The sequence below is a fragment of the Limosilactobacillus vaginalis DSM 5837 = ATCC 49540 genome, assembly GCF_000159435.1.
In the GTDB taxonomy this organism is placed as follows: domain Bacteria; phylum Bacillota; class Bacilli; order Lactobacillales; family Lactobacillaceae; genus Limosilactobacillus; species Limosilactobacillus vaginalis.
In genome coordinates this window covers 1-645 of sequence record NZ_GG693439.1, presented here as the reverse complement: position 1 = coordinate 645, position 645 = coordinate 1, and the positions used below count along the sequence as shown (strand labels likewise).

Annotated in this window: 1 pseudogene; it reads left to right on the top strand. The window is 36.1% G+C overall.

What is annotated here, in order from left to right:
• The first annotated feature begins 151 nt into the window (after positions 1–151).
• Positions 152–615 (top strand): annotated as a pseudogene (tnpA, locus tag HMPREF0549_RS08905) (IS200/IS605 family transposase).
• Positions 616–645 lie beyond the last annotated feature (30 nt).

Below are 645 nucleotides of genomic sequence, written 5' to 3'. Positions count from 1 at the left end.
TAGTTGAGCACGGGAGCGTAGCGAGTGTGCGAAACAAAAAACCACCTGCTTTGCGGGTGGGGGGATAAAAATTATATAAATAAAGACCTCTTTTGCCTTAAGATGTAGGTGTTCAAGCCAAAATCAAATAAGGGAAAGAGGTTTTATAAATATGGCTAATAAACTAAATAGCTTAGCCCATACGAAGTGGTTATGTAAGTATCACATCGTATTCATTCCAAAGTATAGACGGAAAATAATTTACAATCAATATCGGAAAGACTTACGCGATTACATCAAATTATTATGTCAGTATAAAGGTGTAAGGATTATTGAAGGTCACTTAATGCCTGACCATGTACATTTGTTAGTAAGTATTCCACCGAAGCTAAGCGTTTCGCAATTCATGGGATATTTAAAAGGCAAAAGCGCTTTGATGATGTTTGATCATCATGCTAATTTAAAATATAAATTTGGTAATCGTCATTTTGGGCAGAAGGATATTATGTCAGTACAGTGGGATTGAACGAATCCACCATTAAGAAATATATCCGAGACCAAGAAAAACATGATATGGTGGTAGATAAGTTAACCACTGTTGAATACTCCGACCCTTTTAAGGGTAAGGTGAAGTAATACGAACACTGCTTAAAGCAGTAGCGAAGT